We start from the raw sequence: 20,860 nt of genomic DNA, 5'->3' as shown, positions 1-20,860 counted from the left end.
AAGCTACTTGGTCTTGAACAACTTCACCGTCATTGAAGTGCCGGACTGCCGCACAACGCGCAGCCCAACACCCACGGCGGGCAGCTTCACGCCCGCGTTCGGCTGCTCGGCGTACCAGAACTGCTTGGTGTCGTCGAACGTCGGCTGGGCCGCCGCACCGCGGACGTAGGACGCCTTGCCGTTGACGTGCAACGTGAAGGAGTCCGACTTCTGCAGGCCGAACGGCGCGTCGTAGCCGCTGACGGTCGGCGACCAGCGCTGACCCTCGAGGTTGTACAGCGGGGCCGGGTTGGCGTCGATCGGCAGGATCAGGCCCTCACCGGGGTGCTCGCTGACGTTGTTGTCGAGGAACGAGGTGTTCCACAACGACACCAGCAGGCCGTCCTGGTACGGGAAGTGCTCCACGAAGTCGGGCTTGTCCGGGAAGCTGTAGCGGTACGGGCCGGTCTGGTTGTACTTGCCGTACGACTCGTACGTGCGGTTCGACGCGATGTAGAACTGGTCGAACGTCTTCGTCTCCTTGCCGGCGGTGGTGCGGAAGCCGCGCGTGGTCCACACGCCCGCGGTCTCGCCGCCGTCGGTCAGCACCGGCGTGCCGTCGGCGGTCACCACGATCTGGTCGGCGAAGAAGCCCTGCAACGCCAGTGCGCCGTCGGTGCGGTAGGCGAAGCGCAGCTTGGTGTTCTTGCCGGCGTACGCGGCCAGGTCGACGTTCACGTCGACCCACTGGCCACCGGACGAGCTGGAGATCGCGGGCGAGTCGCCGGAGTCGCGGGCGAACGGGACGCCGCCGGCGGTGCCGTCGAGCTGGGTCCAGCTGCCGTCCTCGTTGGACGCTTCGACGTAGAGGTAGTCGTAGTCGGCCTCGATGTCGAACCGCGCCTTCAACGTCAGCGACGCGGTGGTCTTGCCGCGCAGGTCGAGAGGCGCGGTCATGGAGTGGTCGAGGTCGTTGCCCTTCTCGCTCCACCACATCTTGCCGCCCGCGAACGGGGCGCCGTAGTCGAAGTCCTTCGAGATGTCGGGCAGCACGACGACGAGGCCCTGGGCCTTGGCGCTGTTGTACTCGTGCGGGCCGAGTTCGAAGACGCGTTCCTGGCCGGCGACGGCGACCTCGTAGTCGAGCCAGCCGAGCTGGAGCTTGTCCCACGCGGAGAACTCGTTGGCGCGCTCGCCGGGAGCCTCACCGGGCGCGTTGACCCGGTTCTGCGCCATGATCGACCACCAGTTGACGCCGTTCGTGCCGCCGTTGGTGTCGTAGTGGTCCGGCAGGCCGAGGTCGTGGCCGAACTCGTGCGCGAAGACGCTCACGCCGCCGTTCTCGGGCTGCACGGTGTAGTCGCCGACCCAGAGGCCGGTGTCCCCGATCTGCGCGCCGCCGAGCTTGTTGGTGCCGGGACCGGTCGTGTAGTTCTTGAACGCGTAGCCGCGGTGGCTCCACAGGGCGTCCTCGCCCTGCAACGGGTCGCCGTCGGCCTGGTCGCCACCCGCGTGCACGATCTGGAAGTGGTCGATGTAGCCGTCGGGCTCGTTGAAGTCGCCGTCACCGTCGTAGTCGTAACGGTCCCAGACGTCGTACTCGGACAGCGTCGCCTTGATCTGCGCGTCGGTCCTGCCGGCGGCCTTCTGGTCGGCGACCCACTGCGTCACCGCGTCCTTGATGAGCTCACGCGAGTTGTTGCAGATGTTGTCGTTGCAGGGGAAGCCGTTGCTGCGGCCGTACCGCGCCTCGTTGTACCTGACCTTCACCCAGTCCGTGACGAGACCGTTGACGGTGTAGCGGCCGGACGACTGCTTGTCGTAGAAGTTCGCGACGGAGTTCGCGTCCTTCTTGCGGCTGAAGTAGAGGTCCTGGAAGTACTTCTGGCTGAAGTCGGGACGCCAGATCGTCGTGTTGTCGACGGCCCGGTTCGGCTCCGGGATCTGGTTGTGCGTCGGCCCGTCGAACCGCTGCGGCCCCGGTGTGGCGGGGTTCGTGTCGCGGTCGGGGTAGTCGGGGTGCCGCTCGTCGCCGAACTCCGTGAGGATCACGAAGATCTTGTCGGTCTTCTCCCGCTTGAGCTCGACGTACTGGTCCTTGTCCTTCTTCTTGCCGACCTTCGCGACGGTGCTGGTCCCCCGCTTCTCGGTCTTGGCCTGACCGGTCAGCACGTCGGCGAGCGCCTGCTGCTTCAACGCGCGGCGCTTCACCTCCAGCTCGTGCGGCTGCTCGTCGGACTGCCGAGTCTCCTGCAGTTCGGGCTGCACGGGCGGCGTCGCGGTGGCCGGTGTGACCATGCCGGCGCTGATGAGCGCGAGCGCCGCTGCTCCCGCCAGAACTCTTCGCACTTGTGTTCCCCTCCTAGGAATCCCGTGGGGAACCTACGTTCGGGATCTGCGCCTCGACACGTCCGATGGTCGGGAGAAATGGGACAAGCCGGGATCGCATGACTGCTTTCGCAGGTGGTTTCGCGCGGCCGGTCCGCGCTAACGTCGACGTCGATCCAGTTGTGGCTCGCGGCAGTGGCGAAGGGGGTCAGTGCCGCGGCGACCAACTGGAGGAAGTTCGTGCACAGCAACACCGATTTCGACGCGCTGTTCGTGGAGTTGTTGCCACGCCTGCTGAGGCGGACCGCCCAGCTCGCGGGCGACCGGGCCGAGGACGTGGTGCAGGAGGTCTACGTCAGGTTCAGGAGTTCACCGTCGCGGCAACGGGTCCTGCTCGCGCACCCGAACCCGTACGGCTACGCCCTCACCGCCGCGGTGAACCTCGCGCGCAGCGGCTGGCGGGCCGAACGGCGCCAGGTGCTGCGCGAGGACGTCGAACCCGGCTCGTACGACGCCGGGTTCGAAGGACGGCAGTTCGTCGCCGAGCTCTTGGCGCACCTGACGAGCACACAGGCCACGACCCTGTTGTTGGTCGACATCGCCGGCCACAGCCTGACGGAGGCGTCGCAACTGTTGGGCGTGCACAAAGGGACCGTGCAACGGAACCGCATGCGCGCGTTGAGCAGGCTTCGTGCCGTGGTCGCGGGTCACCAGACCAGCAGGTAGCGGCCCTCTACCACGGCGGTCTGGTCCTCCTCGTGCTCCAGCAGCGGCTGGAGGGCCGCGATGTCGCCGTCGTGCTCGAGGACGAAGTGCAGGCCGGGTTTCGCGGGATCGGACAGGCGGCAGCCGTCCTCGTCGACCGTGTGCGTCCGCTCGACCACCCGCTCGCAGAGCCCGCGCACGTACTCGTACAACGACGGCAGCGCCTCGCCGTGCGGGATCACGACCACCTCGTCGGGTGCCTCGACCAGCGCGCACTGCCGGGCGACCTCGGCGTCGCCGGGCGGGGCGATGACCACCCACGGCACGGAATGCCTGCGCCACAACGTGAACGGGTGGATGGCCGACTCGACGTCACCCAGCGCGTCCTCCGCCACCCCGCGCAGGTCGGGGTCGTCGAGGAGTTCCTCCAGGCGCGGCACCACCTCGGGCAGCACGGCACGGTCGATCCTGCCCACGTGGCCGAGGCACGTGACGGCGAGCTGCCGCAGTTCCGGTCGGCGGGTGAGGTCGAGCAGGAGTCGTTGCAGTTGCTCGCGGTCCGGGTCGTGCCGGACGAGCGCCAGCAACGCCTGGTGCGCGCCGGGGCCAAGCGCCCAGATCTCCTCGTGCCAGCCCTCGACGCATTCCGCGAGCACCACCCGGCAGGCGAGCAGGACCGCGGCCTCCACGTCCCCCGTCACCGTTGCCCAGCCGCCCTCGACGCGGACGCGCGCGACGCCGTTCTGGACGCTCGCCACCGCGTCGCCGTCCCACTCGAACACGACACCGCCGGGCACCTCGACCTCGCGCAGCGGGCCGTAGCCGGCCAGCGCCGCGCGAACCTCGTCGATCACTTCGGCGGCAGCGCTTCCACGAAGTCGCGGCAGCGTGCGAGCCACGAGTCGAGGGCCTCGTCCTCCGAGATCGCCTCGCCGTCGACGACGACCCAGCCCCTCATCGGCTTGCCGGTGAAGTCGAACACGCGGGTGCCCGGCAACCCCAGCGCCTCTTCCTGTGCCTCGGGCCCGACGCGGGCCAGCAGATCCGACCCCAACGCTCCTACCAGCATGTTTCCCCTCCACAGGAAGACGAGGGTGCCGAACATCTTCCGTGTGCTGAGGTCCGGGAGGTCGCCGAGCGACTCGCCGAGACGGTGGGCGAGGCCCTCGTCGTACGCCATGTGCTGAATGTTGTCTCAGCGAGTTGCCAGGCGCCTCTCAGTTTCGTGTGGCTTCATGGACATACAGGACAAAGGGAGGCCCGAGTTGTTCGGCTTGATCGGCTGGATCGTCGGCTGGGTGTTGACGCTGTTCATCCTCGTGATGATCGGCCGGATGATCGTGGACTGGGCGGTCACGCTGCAGGCGCGCGGCGACTGGGTGTGGAAGGTGCGGCGGGTGACGCACGGCATCACCGAGCCCGTGCTCGCGCCGGTGCGCAAGGTGCTGCCGCCCGTGCGGTTCGGCGGGTTCGGGCTGGACCTGGCGTTCACCGTCGTGTTCATCGCGGCGTTGATCCTGCGGTCGATCGTGTGGTGAGGACGCCGGGGTTGAGCAGGCCCTGAGGGTCGAGCGCGGCCTTGGCCCCGGACAGGGCCGCGTGGAAGACGTCCGGCCGTTGGCGCGCGTACCAGGGCATGTGGTCGCGGCCGACGGCGTGGTGGTGCGTGATCGTGCCGCCGGAGCCGATCAACGCCTCGGAGACCGCCGCCTTGATCTCGTCCCACTGCGCGGTGAGGCTGCCCCACCGGCCGGGCGCGTAGACGCCGTAGTAGGGCGCGGGACCGTCCGGGTAGACGTGGGTGAAGCGGCACGTGACGACGCCGACGCCGCACACCTCCCGCAACGCCCTGGTGGCCGCCTCGACGACGGCCGCGTGCAGGCCTGGAAACCGGTCCCAGGTGCAGGCCGTCTCGAACGTCTCGGTGATCATCCCGTGCTGCGTCATCGCGTCACGCTGGTAGGGCATGCGCAGGAACGACTTCCGCCACCGTCCGGCAGCACCCTCGACGACCTCGCCGTCACCGCACAGCTCCAGTGCCCGCGCCAAGAGCCCGTCGACGGGGTGGTCGGCCGACTCGAACGCCAGCACCAGCACGGAGTGCGGCGAGCCCGCGTTGAGGAACGCCTCGGCGGGGTCCAGCAGACGGCAGTTGGCCGGGTTGAGCCCGGACTGGGCGATCAGCCGCGTCGCCTCCACAGCCCGTTCCCACGAGGCGAACCGCACCGAGGCGGAAGCGCGGTGCACCGGCGGCGCCTGCAACCGCATCCACGCCTCGGTGATCACGCCCAGCGTGCCTTCGGAACCCAGGAACAGCCGGTCCGGCGACGGCCCCGCCCCCGAGCCCGGCAGCCGGCGCGACTCCGAGATCCCCTGCGGCGTCACGACCCTGAGCGACTCGGTCAGGTCGTCGATGTGCGTGTAGAGCGTGGCGTAGTGGCCGCCGGCACGGGTGGCGAGCCAGCCGCCGAGGGTCGAGAACTCGAACGACTGCGGGAAGTGCCGCAGGGTCAGGCCGAATGGCTTGAGCTGCGCCTCCAGCGCCGGCCCGAGCACTCCGGCCTGGACCCGCGCCGCCCGGCTGACCGGGTCGACCTCCAGCACCCGGTCGAGGTGCCCGAGATCGAGCGTCACGACCCGGTCCAGGTCACGAGGTTCGACACCACCGACCACGGAAGTGCCGCCACCGAAGGGAATCACCGCGACATCCCGCGAAGCACACCAGTCCAGCACGTCCACGACGTCCTGCTCGGTGCGCGGCCGCGCCACGGCATCGGGCACCGGACCGACGTCCCCGGCGAGGTTGCGCGTGACGTCGCGGTAGGCCTGGCCGCGGGCGTGCGCGAGCCGGTCGACGGGATCGGTCGAGAACAGCGCGGACGGCTCGACGCGTGACTCCGGTACGTCGAGCGAGGCGGGATCGGGCGGCTCGTGGAACGTCAGATCGGCGTCCGGCAACACCGCCCGCACCCGCTCGACCAGCGCACGACGTTCCTCCGGGGTGACGGCGTCCTCGACGGTGCCCCAGCCCCACCACGACCTCGTTGTCATGGCGAGCAACCATAAGCGAAACGTGCGAGTTCTGGAATGCCTCGCGTGAAGACGCACTACCGTCACCACGCATGAAGCCCTGGGGGATCGCGGCTTTGCTGGCTCTGGTGATCATCGCGGGATCGGTCGCCTACTTCGGCACGCGCCCGCCCGGTACCTCGTCGACCGACGCGAGCGCCAAGCACACCGCCTGGTGCATCAGCGCGTTCCCGGTGCCGGAAACGGCGGCCGAGTTCGTGGACCGCGCGCACAATTACCACGGCGAATGCGGCGGCGGGGAGGTCATCGAGTACGACGACCTCGGTGACGGCGCCGACCGGCGCAAACCCCACGCGCGGCTGGTCCTCCGCATCGACATGCCCGGCCACCAAAGCACCTTCGGCGCACAGCCACCCGTCACGGCCTGCTACCGCATGGCGTTCAACCGCGTCGGCCTCACCGACGGCCCCGACCGCATCGACTGCCCGGCCGACGTCAGCCCCCTCGACATCCCGAACGGCTACGAGGACGCCTTCAGGACGGTGCTGGCGGGACTACCACCCGCGACCACGGCCGACGAGGTGCTGGGGGCGCTGAGGGCGAAGTTCCCGCCGCTGCCGGTGGACGAGAAGACCGGCAGGCCGTGGCGCGCCCCCAGGCTCTACGTGAGCGTGAAGGACGGCGACGTCGGCATCACCGCCGACGCCAAGCGCGGCAGGTGCCTCGAAGGCACCCGCTTCGCGAACGGCATCATCACCGTGCGGTTCCAGCCGCCCCCGCGCGAGGGACGGGACACGTTGCCCTGCGTCCCCGAAGTCCCGCTGACCACTCACCGGCCGCCGAAGTGATCCCCCTTGGCCGAGTCGAGGAACGCCTCCCACGCCCGTGCCGACAACGCGATGTGCGCCGCAGGAGCCTTGCTGTCCCGGACACCGATCCCCGCGCCGATCTCCACGCAGTTGTCGCCGTCGGGGCTGTAGCTGCTCTTGCGCCACACAGTGGCCTCCTCAGGAGACGATGTCGGTGATCAACCTCCTCGATTGTTCCTCATCCAGGGCCACGCCATCGAGGGCCGTGAGGATGGACGTGTAGAGGGCGAAGGTCGCCTTGTCCTCCAGGAAGATGCAGGAGTTGTTCGTCTCCAGGTAGACGATGGGCTCCAGCTTGTGGAACTTCATCATCTTGAACTCACCCATCGTGCCGGGGTGCGCGCCGATCGCGGTGGGCACGACCCGGAGGTGGATGTAGGGCCGCACGGACATCCGCAGCAGGTGGTGCAACTGGTCGCGCCACACCGACTCACCGCCGACGGGCAGCCGCAACGCCTGCTCGTGCACGTAGAAGGTGAAGCTCCGGCCTCCTTCCAGCACCCTCTGCCGGTCGACGCGGACCTTCAGCCGCTGCTCGACCTGCTCGGGCTTCTTGATCGTGGGCCACTGCTCGATCAGCGGTCGCATGTAGTCGGGGAGCTGGAGCAGGCCCGGAACCAGCGACAGGTGCCAGCTCACGATCTCCTTCGCGACGTCCTCGTGCTCGAAGAGCGTGCGCAGCTGCATCGGCAGGTCCGCGCCGTAGAACTGCCACCAGCCCTTCTCCCTGGACACCTTGAACAGGGCCATGAGGTGGTCGAAGTCCTCTTCCGTCACCCGGCACAGGCCGAGCAACCGGGCGAAGTCGACCTCGGTGACCCCTCCCTTCCCGGCGAGCAGGTCCGAGAGCTTCTGCGGATCCCACCCCAACACTTCGGCTACGGCGCGGTGCGACATCCCCGTCGAATCGACCGCCGCGCGGACGAGCGCGGCGAACTCGCGGCCGCGCACCGTGGAGGCTCGTACTGGCATGTCAGGAAAGTAGGGCCGGTTCCACCCGGCCAGACACCGTTCGGGGCCAAGTCCAACCGAAGAGATGGCCGTTGGAGGGTCTCCATCACCCCGCGCCGAAGCAGACGAACCCCACTGCCGCGGCATAAGCGGCGTCATCCGAAGCAGCCCGTTGCACAGCGGCCAGCGCTTCGGCCGGGGCCGTGCCGGCGGCGAGTTTCTGGTGCAGCTCCACCATCACCGGGGCCGTGCCGTCGGTCGGCACCGGCACCACGGGCGCGATCAACGTCCGGGTGCCGAGGCTCAGCAGCGCGGCGGTGAAGCCCATCAGCTCGTCGCCGGGGCGCACGGCCGACTGGCCCGTGTCGCACGCCGACAGCACGACCCGCGTCGGCGGGCGGCGCAGGCGTTCGATGTCGTAGACGGTCAGCGGGCCGTCGGCCAGTTCCAGCGCGGAGAACAGCGGGTTGTCCACGCGGAACGAGCCGTGCGCGGCGATGTGGGCCAGCGCGGCACCGTCCATTGAGGACGCGACGGCGCTCACGGTGGCCTCGGCGTCGACCAGGACGCGGCCCGCGACGTGGGCGCTGATGGCCTTGATCTCGGTGGGGGCGGCGGCCATCCGCGGCCCGGCGGCGAGCACGGCCTCGCCCGCGGCGTCCGGGACCGACCAGGCGCGCAGCCAGACGGAGGCGGACGGCGCGACCGTCACCTGGCGGTTCAGCACGGCCCACGGCAGGCCGTTCAGGGCACCGGTCGGCACGACCACCAGCGGCCTGCCGTCGATGCGCGCGGCCAGGGGTTCCAGCAGGCGGCGGGCCAACAGGGCAGCGGCGTGGGACGCGGACGACCGCGCCACGGCCAGGTTCGGCAGGTTCGGCGGCAGGGTCACCAGGCGGTGCAGGGCGAAGCGGAGCAGGCGGATCTCGCGGACCACGCCGTCCACCGGGCCCAGCGGGTGCAACGTGGCCCGGCCGTCCGCCAGCACCACGGCCAGCAGCGCGCCGTCGTGCTCGACGAACTCGATCAGGGCCGACGATCCCAGCGCGGCGGCCAGCGACGCGACCGACGGCGGCTTGAAGACCGAGACCTCGCCGGACACCTGGCGGGTGAGGTCGCGGACGCGTTGCTCGGCGCGCACCAGCTTGGCGCGCAGCGACCCGGCCGGTTTCCCGGCCAGCACGGCGGACTCCACGTCGGCGGAGACCGCGCGCAACGACGCGAGGGCGTCCTCGAGGCGGGGATCGTCCGGCGGCGAGACCGACTTCATCCGCAACGCGCCCGCCCGCCAGCTCTCGGTCCAGGACAACACGCGGGACGCACTGCCCGACGCCATCGCCAGCGCCAGCCCCTCCGCCGCCAGCGCCTGCCCCTGCACCCCTGCGGAGGCGCGCAACTCGGCCGCCCCCAGCGACACCCGGTACTCGTCGAGCAGCCCGATACCGCGGCGCAGCGCGGACGACGTGCCCCGGACGTCACCGCAGAGCTTGCGGCGCAACGCTTCCGCGTACCAGCCGCGCACCCGCAGCCCCGCCGGGCCGCGCAGCCGGGCGGCAGCCGCGACGGAGAGCTCGGACACCGCACGGGCGCGGTGCCCGAGGTCGGCGGCGACCAGACCGGCGTCGATGCGGGCTTCCAGGGCGGGCAGCCGCCAGTCCATCGCGTCCAGCTCGGCGGAGACCCGGGACAACGCGAGGCGCAACGGCCGGGACCGGTCACCGCGCAGCACGGCGGCGTGCAGTTCCAGGTACCGCGCACCGGCGGCCCACAGCAGGCGTTGCTCGCGGCGGAACCGGCGGCGCGCCTCGGCCGCGAACGCGTTGGCGGCGTCCGGATCGTCGTCCAGCAGGGCGATGCGGGCGCGGAAGTACAGCGCCTCCGAGACGCCCAGGGGGTTCTTCAGGTCCTTCAGCTCGACGATCGCGCGGTCGGCGGCGGCGCGGGCCTCGTCCAGCAGCGGCACCGAGACCAGCAGTTCGAGGCGGTTCACCAGCAGCACCGGGCGCATGACGTCGAGGCGGCGGTAGACCTCCTCGGCCTGGTCGAACAGCGACAGCGCGGCCGGCACGTCACCGCCGCGCGTGGCCATGATGCCCGCGTTCCAGTTGACGTCGGCGACGCCGAGCTCCTGCCCCAGCTCCCCCAGCAACGAGGCGGCCAGCGAGAAGTCGGCCGACGCCTCGCGCATGTTGCCGACGTACGCGCGCACGAGCCCGCGGTTGTTGAGAGCGCGCGCTTCGACCAGTTGGTCACCCACGCGGCGGGCGCCGGCGATGGCCGCGGTGTAGTCGCGCTGCGCATCGTCGTACCGGGTCAGGTAGTGGAAGACGACGCCGCGTTGCATCAACGCCGCCACCGAGTCGGCACCGGACAATTCCGGCATCGCGTCGTCGAGCAACGTCAGCGCGGCCTTCTGCTTGCCCGTGTAGGCGAGCACCCACGCGAGGCTCATCTGCGCCAGCGCGGCCAGCCGGGGCAACGAGGCCTCGGACGCGATGCGGATCGAGCGGCGCAGGTGCCGGGCCGCGCCGGGGAAGTCGTGCAGCTCGCGCAGCGCGAGGCCGATCGCGCGCTCCGCGATCGAGGATTCCGAGCGATCTTCCGTCGAGCGGAGCACCGCGCGCGCCATCTCCACGGCGGCGCGCGGGTTGCGCTGCCTGGCCTCCAGCGCGTCCTCGGCGGAAAAGTCGGTCACGGCAACACTTTATCCGCTGTGGTAGCTTGATCAAGCTCGGTCGGGGTGCCCGTCAACGCTGCTTTAGTGAGGCCGTGGTGTCGAAAACGCCAGAAAGCGCGGAGCTTTACCAAAGAGCTTTCCTGCAGCTCATCGCCGAGGACAAGAACATCAGCTTCCACGCCGAACGCGGGCGTGAATTCCTTTATCGGCCGGGGCAGTTGCTCGTCGGAGCCGAGGACCAACAACGCGTGGTCGAAAAGCTGCGCGAAAACAACATCGACGCGCGGCCCGGCGAAGGATTCGCCGGTTTGGCGCGATTGACGTTGCCGAACAACGCGGAGGACATTCCGCGCATTGTCCGCCTCCTGCGCGACCAGCGGAACTGGCCGAACGAGCGCGTGCCGCTCGTGCAGCCGCACCACGTGGTCGTCGGCCACGGCGGTCTGGTCATGGGCAACCCCGGCGACCGTCCACACCCGACGGACCCGGTCGCGGCGCCGAAGTTCGACGAGCGCCTGAAGGAGGTCCGGGTCGGCATCATCGACACCGGCATCTCGCAGGGCGCGAGCAGCGAGCACTCCGACTGGTTCGACGGCCGCTACGCCAAGGAGGCCGACGACGTCGACGCCGCCTACGCGAGTGGCGACAACTTCGCGTTGCAGGGCGGGCACGGCACGTTCGTCGCGGGCGTCATCCAGAACGCGGCGCCCGGCGTCACGTTCGACCCGGAGGTCGGCCTCGACCCCAACGGGTTCGGTGACGAGGAGCGGATCTGCCGCAAGATCACCGAACTGGGCCGCAAGAAGGTCAACGTCCTGAACCTGTCGCTGGGCTGCTTCACCGAGGACGACGTGGCGTCCGAACCGCTGCGCCGCACGATCGAGGCGCTGCCGGACGACATCGTCGTGGTCGCCTCCGCGGGCAACCAGGGCACGCAACGGCCGAGCTGGCCCGCCGCGCTGTGCGGGGTCACCGCCGTCGCCGCCGCCCAGCAGGAACGCGACGGCTCGCTCGCCCCGGCGTTCTACTCGAACTGGGGCCACTGGGTCGACGCCTGCGCCGTCGGCAACCGCGCCTCGACCTACCTCAAGGGCGAGTGGCAGCTGCCCGGTGAGGCCTCGGCGACGCCGTTCGCGCTGTGGGCGTACTGGTACGGCACGTCGTTCGCCGCTCCCCTGGTCACCGGACGGATCGCCGCCACGATGGTCGCGGACGGCATCGACGCACGTCAGGCGCGTGACAAGCTGCTCGCCGGGCCGGTCTTCCACGCCGGCTACGGAGTTTTTGTCAAATAGTTGTATCTGCGAGGCAACCTCGGCCTCCGCCAGTTGTGACCGCAAGGAGTCGACGTGACCTCTGCATCCCCGATCGCCGCGCTCGTGAGCGCGGCGGCCGAGGGCGACCAGTCGGCGTGGAACGAGATCGTGGACCGTTACACGCCGCTGGTGGTGTCGGTGATCTACAAGCACCGGCTGCGCCCTTCGGATGCGGCCGACGTGAACCAGACGCTGTGGCTGCGGCTCGTGGAGCAGATCGGACGGCTCCGCGAGCCGGAGGCGCTGCCCGGCTGGATCATGACGACCACCCGCAACGAGTGCCTGCGCGTGCTGCGCGTGCAGCAGCGAACGCACCTGTACGACCCGCTGTCCGAATCGGACGCGCTGGAGTCGGAACAGGTGGACGCGGACGTGGAGGCGGACCTGCTGGCGGTGGAACGGCGGCAGGCGTTGCGCGACGGGTTCGCCGAGCTCACGGACCAGTGCAAGCGGTTGCTGACGAAGCTGATGACCGATCCGCCGCCGAGCTACCAGGTCGTGAGCGAAGAGCTCGCGATGCCGGTCGGCAGCATCGGCCCGACGCGGATACGTTGCCTGGAGAAACTGCGGAAGACCACGGCGCTCTCGGCGTTCCTGGGGTCTCCGGCCAAGAGAGGAGGTGTGCTGGGTGCGGCACGACTGGGACAGTGACGAAGTACTGCTCGACGCCTTGCGCGACGCGTTGAGCACACCTTCCGAGGAGGTCCCGCCGGAGTTCGTGGAGGCTGCCAAGGCCGCCTTCACCTGGCGGACCATCGACGAGGAGCTGCTGCTCATCACGTCGTACGACTCCGTTCTCGACGACACGTTGTTCGCCCGTGCGCGCTCCACGGCCACGGCGCGGCAGCTGGTGTTCGACGCGGACGGCGTGATGTTGCAGGTCGAGGTGTCCGCGGCCGGGGTGACCGGTCAGCTGGTGCCCGCCTCCGGGCCGATCACGCTCGTGACGCCGAACGGCGACCACGAGACGGCCGAGGTGGACGAACTGGGGTCGTTCGTGATGGGGGTCGCGCCACGAGGGCCGGTGAGGTTCCGGTTCGCAAGTGGCTGCACCGATTGGTTCATCCTCTGACTCACCATTCGTGTGAAGGCCGAATTCCCTCATTCGGCCCACACCTGCCGCCAGTAGGGTTGTCGACGCTCAGAATTCGCATCGTGAGAGGTGTGCTGCTGTGGTCGGTCGAGTCAGCTGGGTTCCGGAAGGTGTCAACGTCGACGTCCCGAGTTCCGCCCGGATCTACGACTACCTGCTCGGCGGCGGGCACAACTTCGAGGCGGATCGGGCGACGGCGGAAGCTCTGATCAAGGTCCTGCCCGTGCGGGCGATGGCGCGGCTCAACCGTTCTTATCTGCGCCGGGCCGTTCTGGAACTGGCCGGGCTCGGCGTCCGGCAGTTCCTCGACCTCGGGTCGGGCATCCCGACGGTCGGCAACGTGCACGAGGTGGCGCACGAGGTCGCCCCGGACTCGAAGGTCGTCTACGTCGACTTCGAACCGGTCGCGATCACGCACGCGGAGCTGATGCTCTCCGAGGAGCCGAACGTGACGGCGTTGCTCGCCGACCTGCGCGAGCCGGAGAAAGTCGTTGCGCAAGCAAGGGAACACCTCGACTTCACTCAGCCGATCGGGCTGCTCGTCGTCGGCGTCCTGCAGTTCATCCCCGACTCGGACGACCCCTGGGGCGTGTTGTCCCGTTACGTGGAATCGCTCCCCTCCGGCTCGTACCTGGCGCTGTCGCACTTCACCGCGGACAGCATGCCGGCGGCCATGGCGGCCGGCGCGGAGATCTTCGCCAAGACCGCGGAGCCGATCACCCCGCGCACCAAGGAGCAGGTCGCGAACATGTTGGCGGGCACCGAGATCGTGGAGCCCGGCATCGTCTTCACGCCCGAGTGGCGGCCCGAGTCCCCCGAGGACGTCGGCGACGAGCCGTCGAAGGCGAACCTCTACGCCGCGGTGGGTCGCAAGCCCTGATGGCCTCTTCGCCCCTCGCACAGCGCTGGGCGGCTGTTCTGATCGAGAGCGCGTACTCGCCGATGTCGCGGCGGAAGCTGACGCAGCACCTCGACGAACACGCCGCCCGACTGCGTGCCGGGCAGGCGGCGGTGGCCATCGGGGAATGGTTGGTGCGCAAGCGTTTCACCGGCCCCGACTCGTTGCGCCGCACGCTCGAGGTGCTCGGTCCGGAGTTCGGGCCCGAGGTGCTCGGCGCGCTCGCGTCCGGGTACGTGCGGGCGACGCGCGACCAGTTGTTCGCCGAGCAGGAGAAGGTCAGGGACTCGCTGCTCAAGGCCGTCGAGGACGCGCAGCGCGACCTGCACGACAGCGAGGCCCGGTTCGCCCAGGTCTTCGCTACGACGGCGGTCGGCATCGCGATCTTCGACCTGCACGGCGCGGTCGTCGAGGCGAACGAGGCGCTGGCGGCCATCCTCGGTCACGAGGAGATGCCCAAGGAACTGTTCGCCGAACTCGACGCGGCCGCGCTCGCGGCGGCCTGCCGGCGCATGCTGGAGTCCTCTGTGGACACCGACCGGCGGGAGTGGGAGCTCGCGCGGGAGAACGGCGACACGGTGTGGGCCAACGTCGTGCTGTCCGTGCTGCGCGGGTCGGACGGGCTGCCGAAGTTCCACGTCGCGCTGATCGAGGACGTCACCGAGCAGCGGATGCTCCAGGAGTGGCTGCGGCACCAGTCGCTGACCGACCTGCTGACCGGGTTGCCGAACCGGGCGTCGTTCACCGACAAGCTGGAGTCCGCGCTCGCCACCGGCGAACCGCACACGCTCGCGTACCTGGACGTCGACAGCCTCACGATCGTCAACGACGGCCTCGGCTACGTCGCGGGTGACGCCGTGCTGGTCGAGGTGGCGCGCCGGCTGCGGGTCGTGCTGCCGGACGCGGTCGTCGCACGGGTCGGCGGCGACGAGTTCGTGGTGCTCATCCACGGCTCCCCCGACGTCGCGGCGCTGGCGGCGACGATCGACGAGGAACTCTCCGAGCCGGTGTACCTGCAGGGCGCCGGTGTCGCGGTGTCGACGTCGATCGGGTTCGTGCACACGTCCGGCTCCGGCGTCGACCCGACGGCGGTGCTGCGGCGCGCGCACTCGACGTTGCGCAGAGCCGAGGCCGGCGGCAAGCGGCAGTGGGCTCTCTACGACCACGAGGCCGACGTCGCCGGCCGGGAGAGGTACGCGCGGATCGCCGCGATGCCCGGCGCCTTCGAGAACGGCGAGATCTCCGTGGAGTACGCGCCGGTGTCGTGGGCCTCGGGAGACCTGGCCTTCGTGGAGGCCTCACTGCACTGGGGCGTGTCCGGCCACGACGAGGTGGCGGACTACGCGGACGCGCTGGGCCTCGCCGGTCGCGTCGGCCGGATGGTGCTGCAGGACGCGTGCTCGCGCGGCGAGCCGGTGCTGATCAGGCTGTCCCGCGACCAGTCGCGTGACCAGGACCTCGCCGCGCACGTGCGGTCGACGTTGCGGGCCTGCGCGTTGCCGGCCTCGTCGCTGTTCCTGGCGCTGGACGTGCGGGCACTGCCGGACGGCGAGGAGAACCTCGAGGTGCTGCACGACATGGGCGTGCACGTACTGCTGCACGAGTTCGGCGGAGGGTTCGCCGGGCTGTCCACTGTGGATCGTTATCCGATCTGGGGCGTCCGGCTGGCCCGTCCGCCGGCGGAACGGCTGGCCCGGCAGGGACTCGCCCTGCTGGTACCGCTGGTGCGCTCGGCCGGGGTGCACGTGATCGGCGGGCCGGGCGACCCGGACGAACTGCGCGCCCTGGGCGCGGACCTGGTGGTGACGCGGTGAGCGGCCGTGGCCGTCAGGAAGACCACGACCGCCCACGCGCTTCAGGCACTTAGGCGGCGTCCTCGAACGTCTCGGCCTTGACCGTCACGGCGCCAGTCCGGAAGTTCGCCTCGACCTCGGCCTTCTCCCGCGCGTTCGGGTTCGGGTTCTTGCACGACGTGCCGGCGCTCGCACCGGACATCAGGTCGGTGCACAGCCCCGTCCTGCGGTCGGGCAGACCGAGCAGGTGGCCGAACTCGTGGGACGAGATGCGGACCGTGTCGTGGCCCTCGTTCACGGCCTGGCGACCCATGACCCAGCGGCCGCGCCCGAGGCTCGTCACGTAGGCACGGGGCCACTGGTTGTCGACGCTCACGGTCACGTTCGCGGCGCCGGTCACCTTGCGGAACTGCACGTTCACCACGCTGGCGTTCCAGATCTGCGCACCCTTGTCGATGGCCGCCTGGAACTCGCCGGTGTTGCTCGAGTTGTAGGTGACGATCCGGGGCGCGGCCTCCGCGGTGCCGATGAGGCCGACCGAGAGGCCGACGACACTGGCCGCCACGGCGAATGTTTTGCGCAGGGACACAGGAATCTCCTCGCAATGCAGGGTAATTGCACTCCGACTGTATCGCCGAGGTGTTGGCGCACAAGAAGAGTCAAGTGTGAAGCCCGGCTGACACGGTCAAGAGCGTTCGTAGGTGAGGTCGCGCCGGAACGCCCCGAAGCCGCGCGTGGCAAGGGAAAACGCGCCCTACCACCGGGTTTTCCGGCCGCTGCCCACCTCGAACAGGCGCCGCCGAACGGGCGAATAACTGTTCACACGCGACTGGTCGTGATGGACCGGTCGGCGCAACCCCTCCGACGGGCCGAATGGGACGATCTGCCGTACGGTCACACGATGTCCCACCCGCCGGATTATGTGCAACAGCGGATTCACGTCCTCACCGCGCTGTGCCGTGCGGTGGACTCCCACGCGGAGGTCGGCACCGCCATCGCCCGCTCCGCGACCGAGGACGAGGCCCTCACCGCGGTGCGGGACCTGCTCGGCACGACCGAGGTCGGCGCACGAGCCGTGCTGGAGACCCAGTTCCGCCGGCTCCTGCCCGGCGAACGCGAGAAGCTGCGGGCCCAGCTGGACGAGTTGCTCGCACAGGCGTGAAAAAGGCCGGTGTCTCCTGGACACCGGCCCTTCTTTCCGCGGGAGTGCGGTCTTATGCGAACGACGGCTGGCGCAGCGCGTGTTCCACCAACGCGATGAGGATCTGCTTGGTCGACTGCCGGTTCCGCGCGTCGCACGGGATGATCGGCACCGACGCGGAGATGGTCAGGGCGTCCCTGATCTCCTCGGCCCGGTGGTGCATCAGGCCGTCGAAGCAGTTCACCGCGATCACGTACGGCAGATCGCGGTCCTCGAAGAAGTCGATGGGCGCGAACGCCTCGTCGATGCGGCGGGTGTCGACCATGACCACGGCGCCGATCGCGCCGCGGACCAGGTCGTCCCACATGAACCAGAACCGGTGCTGACCGGGCGTGCCGAACAGGTACAGGATCAGGTCCTTGTCCAGCGACACGCGGCCGAAGTCCATGGCCACCGTGGTGGTCACCTTGTCCGGCACGTGCGACAGGTCGTCGACGCCGACCGATGCCTGGGTCATCACGGCCTCGGTCGTCAGCGGGGTGATCTCGGAGACCGACCCGACGAACGTCGTCTTGCCGACACCGAACCCACCCGCGACGACGATCTTCGACGACACCACGTTCAGGTCGGCCCCAGGTGACCCCGGACGACCCGGAGCACCGTTGCTCATGGGAACTTCTCTCTACTCGAACTCAGGCTCGCATGGAAACGTGCAGCTGGGCGCGGATCTCCGGCGTGAGCTGGAGGCCGACCCTCTCCACCAGGCGGGTCATCGCGTAACCGATGAGCCCGATGTCGCAGTTGGGCGCGGCGAGGACGGCGAGGCACGACCCGTCGCTGATGGACATCAGGAACAGGTAGCCGCGTTCCATCTCGACGACGGTCTGCTTGACCTCACCCGCCTCGAAGCAGCGGGCGGCACCGAGGTTCAGCGAGACCAGACCGGACGAGACGGCGGCGAGCTGCTCCGCCCGGTCGTGCGGCAGCCGTTCCGACGTTGCGAGCAACAGGCCGTCGGCGGAGACGACGATCGCGTGCGCGACACCGGCCACCCTGCTGACGAAGTCCTCGACCAGCCAGCTGAAGTTGTCCAGTTCCTCAGTCGCGGTGGTCACTGGCGTTCCCTTTCTGCGATCACGGGGATGCCTCCGACGGCGGAGTCGAAGAGCGACTCACGGCCCATCTGGACGCCCTTCTGATACGTGGCGAACCGTGCGCGCAGCCGGTCGGCCGAACGGCCGGGGACTGCGGCGGCGGTGGCGAGCTGCGGTGCCGGGGACGACGGCTTCGGCAACGATCCGGGGACCAGCCGCGCCTGGGGGACGCGCTTGGGCAGACCGTTCTCCGTCGTCTGGGCGGGTGCGTTCTTGTCGAGCGCGCCCGCGGCCTTCCAGCCTTCGTCCGCGGCTCCCCAGTCGGACGCGAAGTCGGCGACCGCACGCGGCACCGCCGTTGGTGCCTCGATCTTCGCGGTCTCCGCCGAACGCTGCCGCTTGGGCAGGCCGTTCACGGTGGCGGGTTCCGCGTCGTCCTCGTCGTGGGCTGCACGCACCGGCTCCGCCGACGGTACGTCCCTCGTGGACGGTTCCGGCGCCGAGGGGGTCTGGAACCACCTCGACAGGTCGTCGTGCGAGATCTCCGGCTCGTCCACGATGGCCGGGAAGATCTCCGTGGCCGGGTCGGCGGGGCGCTGCACGGGAGGCTCGTAGGAGTAGCCCTCCTCCGCCGCCTCCTCGTTCGCCTCGATCCGCGCGGTGAACAGGCCGTCCGCGGACGTCTGCTCGATGCGGTGCCGGCCGGAGTTCTCGTCGGCGGCGGCGGGCGACGGCATGAGCGCCGGCTGCTCCGGAGTCCACTTCGGAACGCCGGACAGCGCCTCGCCCGCGCTGGTGGACTCGATCGCGGCCTGCTGCGGGGCGGCCGGCAACGGCAGTGCCGGTGCGGGCCCCTTGTGCAGCAACGAGATCGGCAGGATCACCTGCGCGGTGACGCCACCCTCTATGTCGTCGTTGTTCGCCAGCGTCACGCGGATCTCGTGGCGCTTCGCGAGCTGGCCGACCACGTACAGGCCCATCTCGCGGGCCACCGAGACGTCGACCTCCGGCGGCTCGGCGAGCTTCGCGTTGAACTCGACGACCTCGTGCTCCTGCATGCCGACACCGCGGTCGTGGATGCGGATCGCGACTTCGCCCTTGCGGGTCTCTATCGTCCGCACCGTCACCTTGGTGCTGGGCTTGGAGAACGCGGTCGCGTTGTCCAGCAGCTCGGCGACGAGGTGCGCGAGGTCGTTGACCACGCGGCCCTGCACCATGAGCTCCGGCGTCGGCGCGATCTGCACGCGCGCGTACTTCTCGACCTCGGACACCGCGGCGCCGAGGACCTCGGCGATGGCGACCGGGCGGGTGACGCGGCGGTTGACCGTGGTGCCCGAGAGCACCAGCAGGTTCTCGCTGTTGCGGCGCATCTGCGTCGCGAGGTGGTCGAGCTCGAACAGCGACGCGAGGTGGTCGGGGTCCTGCTCGTCCTGCTCCAGCCGGTCGATCACGCTGATCTGGCGTTCCACCAACGCCTGCGAGCGCCGCGACAGGTTGATGAACATGTCGTTGACGTTCGCGCGCAGTGCCACCTGCTCGACGGCGAGGCGGACCGCTTCGCGTTGCACGAGGTCGAACGCCCGCGCGACCTGCCCGACCTCTTCGGTCGTGTTGATCGGCACCGGGACGATCGCCTCTTCGGCGGCACGCTCCGGCTCGCGGTGCGAACGGATTCGCTTGATGGCCTCGGGCAGCTGGTTGCGAGCCACGTCGAGCGCGCTGCGGCGCAGCACGCGCAGCGGCCTGAGCATGGACTGCGCGACCATCGCCATGAGACCGAAGGCGATCAGCAGCGAGATCGCGACCAGTGCCGCGTCCCGCCACGCGTCCGAACGCGCGGTCGACTGCAACCGCGTGGTCGTCGCGTCGGCCTGGTTCTCCAGGTCGGCCGCGACCTCGCGAACCAGGTTCGCGGTGTCCTGGCCGATCTTCAGGACCTCGGCGTCGGTGATGGTGATCGCCTCGCGCTCGAAGTCCTGCGCGAGCGCGAGCCGCACCAGCCGGTTGCGTCCGTCCACGGACGAACCGGACACGATGTCCTGGAACCTCTGCCGGTTCTCCGCCGACGCCGCGTCGTTGAACTCGCCGAAAGCGGCGTCCAGACGGGACTGCGCGGCACGCAGTTCGTCGGCCGAACCGGGAGCGAAGCTCCGGCGCAGCGCGGTGGACGTCAGGATCGAGTTCTGCTGGCCCAGCTGCTCCTGCGCGCTGTAGAGGGCCTGCGCCGCGGACACCAGCGGAACGATCTCCGGCTCGCTGAGCGAGGAGATCGCGGCGCGGTGCACCGTGGTCAGCGAAGCGATGATCTGGTTGTACGCACTGATCACCGCGACGTCGGGGTACTTCGTGGTCAGCAACGTCACGCGCAAGCTCGCCAGCCCGTCGAGGGACTGCAGCGACTTCGTGAACGTGTCCTGCAGGGGCGCGCTCAAGGCCGAAGCCGTCGCGCCCGAGTCTCGGTACTTGCCGAGTTCAACATCGGTGAGGCCCGTCCGGGCGGCGTGCTCGGGGCACGCGTTCTGCCTGCCTGCGGCCACACACTGCACTGCCCAGTCACGTTCGACCTGTAGAGCGTTCTCCACCTTCGCGGCCTGGTGGCTCACGGCGAGCTCGCGCTGGACTTTGCCGAAGAGTTCGACGTCGTCGAGCTGGGTGTTCAGCCTCAGGCCCGCGAGAGTCGCGGTGCTCAGGGCCGGAACTAGCAACACCACTGCGAGCTTGCTCCGCAGCCGCCAGTTGCGTAGGCGAAACCGGTCGATGCCTCGCTGGTCCTCACGACCGCGCACCGTCAACACTCCCCGCCCCGTTTAATAGCAGCAAACCTGGTGGATCTTGGAGTAAAACGCGCTGTTCTCATACCGCCGTTCGGACGACAAAACGCTGGTTCGAGAATCAACAACTTTGGACTGCGCGGCTAAACGGCCCTCGCGCGATAATTCATCTGGAGGAAACGGTCGTGCGGGTGACCGTGATCACGGCCTGATCA

At 69.6% G+C, this 20,860-nt stretch carries 21 protein-coding genes; 9 read left to right on the top strand and 12 right to left on the bottom strand.

The features are described from left to right. Nucleotides 1-3 precede the first annotated feature (3 nt). Nucleotides 4-2,328, bottom strand: a complete 2,325-nt coding sequence (locus QSK25_RS34460; protein WP_285644543.1) for an immune inhibitor A domain-containing protein — start codon at nucleotides 2,326-2,328, stop codon at nucleotides 4-6. A gap of 174 nt (nucleotides 2,329-2,502) precedes the next feature. On the opposite strand from QSK25_RS34460, the gene QSK25_RS34455 reads away from it, so the two are divergent. Beyond that, nucleotides 2,503-3,033 carry an RNA polymerase sigma factor gene (locus tag QSK25_RS34455; protein WP_285644542.1) on the top strand — a complete coding sequence of 177 codons (531 nt, stop codon included), beginning with the start codon at nucleotides 2,503-2,505 and terminating at the stop codon, nucleotides 3,031-3,033. Here the strand turns inward: QSK25_RS34455 and QSK25_RS34450 are convergent. Continuing rightward, nucleotides 3,015-3,866: a hypothetical protein gene (locus QSK25_RS34450; protein ID WP_285644540.1), complete on the bottom strand. Its 852-nt coding sequence runs from the start codon at nucleotides 3,864-3,866 to the stop codon at nucleotides 3,015-3,017. The genes QSK25_RS34455 and QSK25_RS34450 overlap by 19 nt on opposite strands. After that, complete coding sequence (locus tag QSK25_RS34445; RefSeq protein ID WP_285644538.1) at nucleotides 3,863-4,192, bottom strand: TfoX/Sxy family protein; 330 nt, start codon at nucleotides 4,190-4,192, stop codon at nucleotides 3,863-3,865. The genes QSK25_RS34450 and QSK25_RS34445 overlap by 4 nt, the downstream gene beginning before the upstream one ends. Nucleotides 4,193-4,277: 85 nt before the next feature. Here QSK25_RS34445 and QSK25_RS34440 point away from each other — a divergent pair, with 85 nt between their 5' ends. Then, nucleotides 4,278-4,550, top strand: coding sequence for a YggT family protein (locus QSK25_RS34440; RefSeq protein WP_285644537.1), 273 nt, complete (start codon nucleotides 4,278-4,280; stop codon nucleotides 4,548-4,550). On the opposite strand, the gene QSK25_RS34435 is transcribed toward QSK25_RS34440, so the two are convergent. Further along, the gene (locus QSK25_RS34435; protein WP_285644536.1) at nucleotides 4,513-6,063 is read right to left on the bottom strand and encodes an FAD-binding oxidoreductase; all 1,551 of its coding nucleotides are present in this window, start codon (nucleotides 6,061-6,063) and stop codon (nucleotides 4,513-4,515) included. The two genes, QSK25_RS34440 and QSK25_RS34435, sit on opposite strands and share 38 nt — an antisense overlap. Before the next feature lie 71 nt (nucleotides 6,064-6,134). Here QSK25_RS34435 and QSK25_RS34430 point away from each other — a divergent pair, with 71 nt between their 5' ends. Beyond that, on the top strand, nucleotides 6,135-6,890 hold the full coding sequence (locus QSK25_RS34430; RefSeq protein ID WP_285644534.1) for a hypothetical protein: 756 nt from the start codon (nucleotides 6,135-6,137) through the stop codon (nucleotides 6,888-6,890). Here the strand turns inward: QSK25_RS34430 and QSK25_RS34425 are convergent. The 4 genes from QSK25_RS34425 to QSK25_RS34410 all read right to left on the bottom strand — a co-directional run bounded on the left by QSK25_RS34425 (nucleotide 6,872) and on the right by QSK25_RS34410 (nucleotide 10,976). Further along, nucleotides 6,872-7,039: a DUF397 domain-containing protein gene (locus QSK25_RS34425; RefSeq protein ID WP_285644533.1), complete on the bottom strand. Its 168-nt coding sequence runs from the start codon at nucleotides 7,037-7,039 to the stop codon at nucleotides 6,872-6,874. The two genes, QSK25_RS34430 and QSK25_RS34425, sit on opposite strands and share 19 nt — an antisense overlap. A gap of 10 nt (nucleotides 7,040-7,049) precedes the next feature. Then, nucleotides 7,050-7,883, bottom strand: coding sequence for a helix-turn-helix domain-containing protein (locus QSK25_RS34420; RefSeq protein ID WP_285644531.1), 834 nt, complete (start codon nucleotides 7,881-7,883; stop codon nucleotides 7,050-7,052). Between the two features lie 85 nt (nucleotides 7,884-7,968). Continuing rightward, a complete protein-coding gene (locus QSK25_RS34415; protein ID WP_285644530.1) occupies nucleotides 7,969-10,557 on the bottom strand; it encodes a CHAT domain-containing protein in 2,589 nt (862 codons plus the stop codon). Next, on the bottom strand, nucleotides 10,554-10,976 hold the full coding sequence (locus tag QSK25_RS34410; protein WP_285644529.1) for a hypothetical protein: 423 nt from the start codon (nucleotides 10,974-10,976) through the stop codon (nucleotides 10,554-10,556). Before QSK25_RS34410 ends, QSK25_RS34415 begins: the two co-directional genes overlap by 4 nt. Between QSK25_RS34410 and QSK25_RS34405 the strand changes: the two genes are divergently transcribed. From QSK25_RS34405 to QSK25_RS34385, 5 genes are all read left to right on the top strand, one after another. Continuing rightward, nucleotides 10,938-11,834, top strand: coding sequence for a S8 family peptidase (locus QSK25_RS34405; protein WP_285644528.1), 897 nt, complete (start codon nucleotides 10,938-10,940; stop codon nucleotides 11,832-11,834). The genes QSK25_RS34410 and QSK25_RS34405 overlap by 39 nt on opposite strands. A 54-nt stretch (nucleotides 11,835-11,888) precedes the next feature. Then, nucleotides 11,889-12,506, top strand: a complete 618-nt coding sequence (locus tag QSK25_RS34400; RefSeq protein ID WP_285644527.1) for an RNA polymerase sigma factor — start codon at nucleotides 11,889-11,891, stop codon at nucleotides 12,504-12,506. Beyond that, nucleotides 12,484-12,927, top strand: coding sequence for a hypothetical protein (locus QSK25_RS34395; protein ID WP_285644526.1), 444 nt, complete (start codon nucleotides 12,484-12,486; stop codon nucleotides 12,925-12,927). The genes QSK25_RS34400 and QSK25_RS34395 overlap by 23 nt, the downstream gene beginning before the upstream one ends. 100 nt (nucleotides 12,928-13,027) lie before the next feature. Then, nucleotides 13,028-13,828: an SAM-dependent methyltransferase gene (locus QSK25_RS34390; protein ID WP_285644525.1), complete on the top strand. Its 801-nt coding sequence runs from the start codon at nucleotides 13,028-13,030 to the stop codon at nucleotides 13,826-13,828. After that, a complete protein-coding gene (locus QSK25_RS34385) occupies nucleotides 13,828-15,660 on the top strand; it encodes a diguanylate cyclase domain-containing protein (protein ID WP_285644524.1) in 1,833 nt (610 codons plus the stop codon). Before QSK25_RS34390 ends, QSK25_RS34385 begins: the two co-directional genes overlap by 1 nt. 49 nt (nucleotides 15,661-15,709) lie before the next feature. Here QSK25_RS34385 and QSK25_RS34380 read toward each other — a convergent pair whose 3' ends face one another. Then, the gene (locus QSK25_RS34380) at nucleotides 15,710-16,228 is read right to left on the bottom strand and encodes a snapalysin family zinc-dependent metalloprotease (protein ID WP_285644523.1); all 519 of its coding nucleotides are present in this window, start codon (nucleotides 16,226-16,228) and stop codon (nucleotides 15,710-15,712) included. A 312-nt stretch (nucleotides 16,229-16,540) separates the two neighbouring features. Here QSK25_RS34380 and QSK25_RS34375 point away from each other — a divergent pair, with 312 nt between their 5' ends. Further along, complete coding sequence (locus tag QSK25_RS34375) at nucleotides 16,541-16,801, top strand: hypothetical protein (RefSeq protein ID WP_285644522.1); 261 nt, start codon at nucleotides 16,541-16,543, stop codon at nucleotides 16,799-16,801. 52 nt (nucleotides 16,802-16,853) lie between these two features. Here QSK25_RS34375 and QSK25_RS34370 read toward each other — a convergent pair whose 3' ends face one another. Genes QSK25_RS34370 through QSK25_RS34360 form a run of 3 tightly spaced genes read right to left on the bottom strand, consistent with a single transcriptional unit; the run spans nucleotide 16,854 to nucleotide 20,582 of the window. Next, nucleotides 16,854-17,450, bottom strand: a complete 597-nt coding sequence (locus QSK25_RS34370; RefSeq protein ID WP_285644521.1) for a GTP-binding protein — start codon at nucleotides 17,448-17,450, stop codon at nucleotides 16,854-16,856. Nucleotides 17,451-17,472: 22 nt separating this feature from the next. Further along, the gene (locus QSK25_RS34365) at nucleotides 17,473-17,895 is read right to left on the bottom strand and encodes a roadblock/LC7 domain-containing protein (protein WP_065917166.1); all 423 of its coding nucleotides are present in this window, start codon (nucleotides 17,893-17,895) and stop codon (nucleotides 17,473-17,475) included. Then, nucleotides 17,892-20,582, bottom strand: coding sequence for a sensor histidine kinase (locus tag QSK25_RS34360; protein ID WP_285644520.1), 2,691 nt, complete (start codon nucleotides 20,580-20,582; stop codon nucleotides 17,892-17,894). The genes QSK25_RS34365 and QSK25_RS34360 overlap by 4 nt, the downstream gene beginning before the upstream one ends. Nucleotides 20,583-20,860: the final 278 nt, after the last annotated feature.

The sequence above is a fragment of the Lentzea sp. NBRC 102530 genome (genome assembly GCF_030269365.1).
Lineage (GTDB): Bacteria > Actinomycetota > Actinomycetes > Mycobacteriales > Pseudonocardiaceae > Lentzea.
This window is presented reverse-complemented; position numbering and strand designations above follow the sequence as displayed.

What these genes read in the sequence shown, in the direction of transcription:
- QSK25_RS34375 (WP_285644522.1), top strand. Translation starts at nt 16,541, where the DNA reads ATGTCCCACCCGCCGGATTATGTGCAACAGCGGATTCACGTCCTCACC.
- QSK25_RS34370 (WP_285644521.1), bottom strand. Translation starts at nt 17,450, where the DNA reads ATGAGCAACGGTGCTCCGGGTCGTCCGGGGTCACCTGGGGCCGACCTG.
- QSK25_RS34435 (WP_285644536.1), bottom strand. Translation starts at nt 6,063, where the DNA reads ATGACAACGAGGTCGTGGTGGGGCTGGGGCACCGTCGAGGACGCCGTC.
- QSK25_RS34385 (WP_285644524.1), top strand. Translation starts at nt 13,828, where the DNA reads ATGGCCTCTTCGCCCCTCGCACAGCGCTGGGCGGCTGTTCTGATCGAG.
- QSK25_RS34445 (WP_285644538.1), bottom strand. Translation starts at nt 4,192, where the DNA reads ATGGCGTACGACGAGGGCCTCGCCCACCGTCTCGGCGAGTCGCTCGGC.
- QSK25_RS34420 (WP_285644531.1), bottom strand. Translation starts at nt 7,883, where the DNA reads ATGCCAGTACGAGCCTCCACGGTGCGCGGCCGCGAGTTCGCCGCGCTC.
- QSK25_RS34430 (WP_285644534.1), top strand. Translation starts at nt 6,135, where the DNA reads ATGAAGCCCTGGGGGATCGCGGCTTTGCTGGCTCTGGTGATCATCGCG.